Source organism: Pseudomonas agronomica (assembly GCF_025917275.1).
GTDB classification, from domain to species: Bacteria; Pseudomonadota; Gammaproteobacteria; order Pseudomonadales; family Pseudomonadaceae; genus Aquipseudomonas; species Aquipseudomonas agronomica.
The window spans coordinates 1-6,010 of record NZ_JAOSHO010000320.1 but is presented as its reverse complement, the minus strand read 5'-3'; the positions used below and the strand labels follow the sequence as shown (position 1 = coordinate 6,010).

Below are 6,010 nucleotides of genomic sequence, written 5' to 3'. Positions count from 1 at the left end.
CAACCCAGAGGGGGCCCTCACCACAGGATTATTGGTAAACCTTCTTCAACAACCGCAGCAGCTCCTCGCGCTCTGCAACTGAAAGCGCAGCGGTGGAATCGAGATCACTCTCCGTGGCGATCTGCTTGAGTTCCTTGAGCAACGTCTCGCCGGTCTTGCTCAGGAAAATCCCATAGGAACGCTTGTCCGGCTTGCAGCGCACCCGCACGGCCAAGGCCCGGCTTTCCAGTTTGTTCAACAACGGCACCACCTGCGGCGGCTCGATGGCGAGCGCCTTGGCCAGGTCGGCCTGCATCAGGCCCGGGTTCTGGTCGATGATCGCCAGGACTGAAAATTGGGCGGGTCGCAAATCATGGACCGCGAGGCGGCTGATCAGGTTCTGGAACAGCTTCAACTGGGCGCGACGCAAGGCGTAGCCGATCAGCTCCTCCAGGGCGGAATCCATCGGCGCCTGCGTGTCGCTGGCGTCGAGCAGAGCCTCGGCGGCGGGTTCGGCGAGCTTGGAAGACTTGGCCATCGAAAGGTGCATCCTCAACGTCAGTGGTTAACAAGGCTATCCAGTTTGCCGAGGTTGTCGAGCGATGGCTACGGTCGTTCACATATTTGTCGTTCAGTGCGCCAATCCAGCTGCAGAAAAAACAAAGGTAAATCGATTAATAGTTAATTGACATAACTAATATTCAGGGTTAGTTTTTGATCATCTTCAGCCAAGAACAAGAGAGCACGCGCCATGAGCAACTACGAAGGTCGTTGGACAACGGTCAAGGTCGAGATCGACGACGGCATCGCCTGGGTCATCCTCAATCGCCCGGAAAAACGCAACGCCATGAGCCCGACCCTCAACCGCGAGATGGTCGATGTGCTGGAAACCCTGGAACAGGATCCCGCCGCTGGCGTGCTGGTGCTCACTGGCGCCGGTGAAGCCTGGACCGCCGGCATGGACCTCAAGGAGTATTTCCGCGAAGTGGACGCCGGGCCGGAAATCCTCCAGGAAAAAATCCGCCGCGAAGCCTCGCAATGGCAGTGGAAACTGCTGCGCATGTATACCAAGCCGACCATCGCCATGGTCAACGGGTGGTGTTTCGGTGGCGGATTCAGCCCGCTGGTGGCGTGCGACCTGGCGATCTGCGCCGACGAAGCCACCTTCGGCCTCTCGGAAATCAACTGGGGCATTCCGCCCGGCAACCTGGTCAGCAAGGCCATGGCCGATACTGTGGGCCACCGCCAGTCGCTGTACTACATCATGACCGGCAAGACGTTTGGCGGGCAGAAAGCTGCCGAGATGGGCCTGGTCAATGAAAGCGTGCCCCTGGCGCAGCTGCGTGAAGTCACCGTCGAGCTGGCGCGCAACCTACTGGAGAAAAACCCGGTGGTCCTGCGTGCGGCCAAGCATGGCTTCAAGCGTTGCCGCGAACTGACGTGGGAGCAGAACGAGGATTACCTCTACGCCAAGCTCGATCAGTCGCGCCTGCTCGACACCGAAGGCGGACGCGAGCAGGGGATGAAGCAGTTCCTCGACGACAAGAGCATCAAGCCGGGCCTGCAAACCTACAAGCGTTGAGACAACAGAGCGCCTCGGAGCTGTTCGCCCACGGCTCCCGGCGCTACTGTGAATGCATTCCGATAAAGACAATAAAGAGGAATCACCATGCTGGACGTGCCCCTGTTGATCGGCGGCCAGTCGTGCCCGGCCCGTGATGGCCGGACCTTCGAGCGCTGCAACCCGGTGACCGGTGAAGTGGTGTCTCGTGTGGCGGCCGCCACATTGGAAGACGCCGACGCCGCCGTGGCGGCCGCACAAGCCGCTTTCCCTGCGTGGGCCGCGCTGGCGCCCAACGAACGCCGCACCCGCTTGCTGCGGGCGGCCGAGCAGTTGCAGGCCCGCAGCGGCGAATTCGTCGCCGCCGCTGGCGAGACCGGCGCCATGGCCAACTGGTATGGCTTCAATGTGCACCTGGCCGCGAACATGCTGCGCGAAGCCGCCTCCATGACCACTCAAATCAATGGCGAAGTCATTCCCTCGGATGTGCCCGGCAGTTTCGCCATGGCCTTGCGCCAACCCTGCGGCGTGGTGCTGGGAATCGCGCCATGGAACGCTCCGGTGATCCTCGCCACCCGCGCCATCGCCATGCCGCTGGCGTGCGGCAATACTGTGGTGCTCAAGGCTTCGGAAATCAGCCCGGCGGTGCACCGCTTGATCGGCCAGGTGCTGCAAGACGCTGGCCTGGGCGACGGCGTGGTCAACGTCATTTGCAACGCACCGGCGGATGCACCTGCCATCGTCGAACGGCTGATCTCCAACCCGGCGGTGCGACGGGTGAATTTCACCGGTTCGACCCACGTCGGTCGTATTGTCGGCGAACTGTCGGCCCGGCACCTCAAGCCCGCATTGCTGGAATTGGGCGGCAAGGCGCCGCTGCTGGTGCTGGACGACGCCGATCTGGACGCAGCGGTGCAAGCGGCGGCCTTCGGCGCGTATTTCAACCAGGGCCAGATCTGCATGTCCACCGAGCGCTTGATCGTCGATGCGAGCGTCGCCGATGCCTTTATCGAGCGCCTCACGACGAAGATCGCTACCTTGCGCGCCGGGGATCCCGGGGCCAGTGATTCGGTGCTGGGTTCGCTGGTGGACGCCAGTGCCGGCCGGCGCATCAAGGGCCTGATCGACGATGCCCTGGCCAAAGGCGCGAAGCTGGTCGTGGGCGGCCAGTTGGACGGCAGCATCTTGCAGCCGACCTTGCTGGACGGTGTTACGTCGGACATGCGCCTGTATCGCGAGGAATCCTTCGGGCCGGTGGCGGTGCTGGTGCGAGGCGAGGGTGACGAAGAACTCCTGCGCCTGGCCAATGATTCGGAGTTCGGTTTGTCGGCGGCCATCTTCAGCCGCGACACCAGCCGCGCGCTGGCCCTGGCCCAACGAGTCGAGTCCGGCATTTGCCACATCAACGGCCCGACCGTGCACGACGAAGCGCAAATGCCCTTCGGCGGGGTCAAGTCCAGTGGTTACGGCAGCTTCGGCGGCAAGGCGTCCATCGAGCATTTCACCCAGTTGCGCTGGGTGACGATGCAGAACGGTCCGCGGCACTACCCGATCTGAAAATCCGTCGCATCGCAGGCGCTGTGTCCTGAAGACCAGCGCCCGATGCAGGCCAGACATAATAATGACAAGGCCGCAGCCAGATGCTGCCACGCTCCGCTCGCTTCGCGCGACCCGAGCGTGCCTTGATGGAGGAGATGCACCGTGAGTTCCGAGTTCAGATCATCCTCCCGGCCCGAGCCTGCGCGCTATCGCCAGGTGTCGATTGGTCATCCAGCCGTAGAAGTGAAGGAAGAGCAGGGCATCCTGCACATGCGTTCCCTCGAACCCTTGGCGCCGGTGCCGCAGCGTTTGCTCGATCGCCTGGTGCACTGGGCCGAGGTGCGGCCGAACCAGACCTTTATCGCTGCGCGGGAAAACAAGGGCGACTGGCGTCACGTCAGTTATGCCGAGATGCTCGACAGCGTGCGGGCCATCGCCCAGGGTTTGCTGGCCTATGGTTTATCGGCGGAAAAACCCTTGGCGCTGCTGTCGGGCAACGACATCGAACATCTGCAGATGGCCTTGGGCGCGATGTACGCAGGGATTCCCTATTGCCCGGTGTCGCCGGCTTATTCGCTGCTGTCCCAGGATTTCGCCAAGCTGCGGCATGTCTGCGAGCTGTTGCAGCCGGGGCTGGTGTTCGTCAGCGACGCCGCGCCGTTCGAGCGCGCAATCAATGCCGTGTTGCCGGCGGATGTTCCCCTGGTCACGGTGCGTGGAGACATACCCGGCCGGACCAGGACAAGCTTCGCCAGCCTGCTCGCGCAACCGCGTGGTGTCGAGGCTGAGCGGGCCTTTGCCGCCACGGGGCCGGACAGCATCGCCAAATTCCTCTTCACCTCCGGCTCCACCAAGCTGCCCAAGGCGGTGATCACTACGCAGCGCATGCTCTGCGCCAACCAGCAGATGCTGTTGCAGACCTTCCCGGTATTCGGCGAAGAACCGCCGGTGCTGGTGGACTGGTTGCCGTGGAACCATACCTTTGGCGGCAGCCACAACGTCGGCATCGTGCTGTACAACGGCGGCACGTTCTATCTGGACGATGGCAAGCCCACCGTCCAGGGGTTCGCTGAAACCTTGCGCAACCTCAAGGAAATTTCCCCGACGGCCTACCTGACCGTGCCCAAGGGCTGGGAAGAATTGGTAAGCGCCCTGGAACAGGACGCTGACTTGCGCGAACGCTTTTTCAAGCGCATCAGCCTGTTCTTCTTCGCCGCAGCAGGTCTTTCCCAAAGCACCTGGGATCGACTCGACAAAGTCGCCGAGCAGCATTGCGGCGAACGGATCCGCATGATGGCCGGCCTGGGCATGACCGAAGCGTCGCCGTCGTGCACGTTCACCACGGGGCCGCTGTCCATGGCTGGCTACATCGGTTTGCCGGCGCCCGGTTGCGAAGTGCGGCTGGTGCCGGTGGACGGCAAGTTCGAAGGACGCTTTCGCGGGCCGCACATCATGCCCGGCTACTGGCGTTCGCCGCAGCAGACCGCCGAAGTGTTCGACGACGCCGGCTTCTACTGCTCGGGCGATGCCATCAAGCTCGCCGATCCCGCCAACCCGCAACTGGGACTGATGTTCGACGGGCGCATTGCCGAGGATTTCAAATTGTCCTCCGGGGTGTTCGTCAGCGTCGGGCCGTTGCGCAACCGCGCGGTGCTCGAAGGCACGCCTTACGTCCAGGACCTGGTGGTGACCGCGCCGGATCGCCCGCACCTCGGTGCGCTGGTGTTCCCGCGCCTGCACGACTGCCGCAGGCTCTCGGGCCTGGCCGCGGACGCCAGCGATGCCGAGGTCTTGGCGAGCCCACCGGTGCGCCAATGGTTTGCCGATTGGTTGCAGCGCCTGAACCGTGATGCCAATGGCAACGCCAGTCGTGTGGAGTGGATCGCACTGCTGGACGAACCGGCCTCCATCGACCGTGGTGAAATCACCGACAAAGGCTCGATCAACCAACGCGCCGTGTTGCAATGGCGCGCGGCCAAGGTCGAGGCGCTGTATCGAGCAGAAGACCCCACCGTCCTGCGTGCCGGCAATACCGGCTGACACTTCCCTGTGGGAGCGAGCCTGCTCGCGAAGGCGGAGGGCCAGTCGACAATGATGTCGGCCATGACGACGCCTTCGCGAGCAGGCTCGCTCCCACATTTGATTGCAATTACTATGGCGGCTCTCTCTTCTCTGGATATCACCTGAATGAGTAAGCCCGGCCAAACGGTGCTGGTTGCGTTGCGTCGAATGATCGCTTCTGGCGAGCTTGCGGCAGGTGAACGCCTGATGGAAATCCCAACCGCCCAATTGTTCGGCGTCTCGCGCATGCCAGTGCGCATGGCGTTTCGCACCCTGGAGCAGGAAGGGCTGCTGGTGCGTTTTGGCGGGCGTGGTTTCCAGGTGCGCTCTGTCAGTGCCGAGGAGATTGCCGGAGCGGTGGAGGTGCGTGGGGTGCTCGAAGGGTTAGCCGCCCGCCAGACGGCCGAACGCGGTTTATCCGACGAGGCTCGGCGCGCGCTCGAACTGTGCCTGGTGCAAGGCGACGAACTGTTCGCCAAAGGCTATGTGACCGAAGAAGACCTGGAGGTCTATCACGACCTCAATATGCGCTTTCACCAAGTGATCGTCGAAGGCAGCCACAACCCGGCCATCGCCGACGCCCTGGCGCGCAACGACCACTTGCCATTCGCCTCCGTCACCGCCCTGGCGGTCGATCGCCAGAACATGGCCGGCGAGTACCGGCGCTTCAACTATGCCCATATGCAGCATCACTCAGTGTTCGACGCGCTGGTCAATCGCCAGGGCGCCCGTGCCGAGGCGATCATGCGCGAGCATGCCAACGCCACCCTGCGTTATGCCGAGGTGTTTGGCTCGACGCTGGCGGATGAGCGGATGAAGGTGATCCTTAAATCCGAATGAGACTCTACTGTGGGAGCGAGCTTGCTCGCG

Annotated in this window: 5 protein-coding genes; 4 read left to right on the top strand and 1 reads right to left on the bottom strand. The window is 62.9% G+C overall.

Features of this window, described 5'->3' with window-relative positions:
- Positions 1-28: 28 nt before the first annotated feature.
- Positions 29-517, bottom strand: a complete 489-nt coding sequence (locus OC610_RS19465; protein WP_264429972.1) for a MarR family winged helix-turn-helix transcriptional regulator — start codon at positions 515-517, stop codon at positions 29-31.
- Positions 518-730: 213 nt separating this feature from the next.
- Between OC610_RS19465 and OC610_RS19460 the strand changes: the two genes are divergently transcribed.
- The 4 genes from OC610_RS19460 to OC610_RS19445 all read left to right on the top strand — a co-directional run bounded on the left by OC610_RS19460 (position 731) and on the right by OC610_RS19445 (position 5,980).
- Positions 731-1,561: a p-hydroxycinnamoyl CoA hydratase/lyase gene (locus OC610_RS19460; RefSeq protein WP_030140645.1), complete on the top strand. Its 831-nt coding sequence runs from the start codon at positions 731-733 to the stop codon at positions 1,559-1,561.
- Between the two features lie 87 nt (positions 1,562-1,648).
- The gene (locus OC610_RS19455; protein WP_264429971.1) at positions 1,649-3,097 is read left to right on the top strand and encodes an aldehyde dehydrogenase; all 1,449 of its coding nucleotides are present in this window, start codon (positions 1,649-1,651) and stop codon (positions 3,095-3,097) included.
- Between the two features lie 144 nt (positions 3,098-3,241).
- Positions 3,242-5,119, top strand: coding sequence for a feruloyl-CoA synthase (locus tag OC610_RS19450; protein ID WP_264429970.1), 1,878 nt, complete (start codon positions 3,242-3,244; stop codon positions 5,117-5,119).
- A gap of 147 nt (positions 5,120-5,266) precedes the next feature.
- Positions 5,267-5,980 (top strand): GntR family transcriptional regulator, encoded by a 714-nt coding sequence (locus tag OC610_RS19445; RefSeq protein WP_264429969.1) that lies wholly within the window; start codon positions 5,267-5,269, stop codon positions 5,978-5,980.
- The last annotated feature ends 30 nt before the right edge of the window (positions 5,981-6,010 follow it).

Coding starts and splice junctions, on each gene's coding strand:
- OC610_RS19465 (WP_264429972.1), bottom strand. CDS start 517: ATGGCCAAGTCTTCCAAGCTCGCCGAACCCGCCGCCGAGGCTCTGCTC.
- OC610_RS19460 (WP_030140645.1), top strand. CDS start 731: ATGAGCAACTACGAAGGTCGTTGGACAACGGTCAAGGTCGAGATCGAC.
- OC610_RS19455 (WP_264429971.1), top strand. CDS start 1,649: ATGCTGGACGTGCCCCTGTTGATCGGCGGCCAGTCGTGCCCGGCCCGT.
- OC610_RS19445 (WP_264429969.1), top strand. CDS start 5,267: ATGAGTAAGCCCGGCCAAACGGTGCTGGTTGCGTTGCGTCGAATGATC.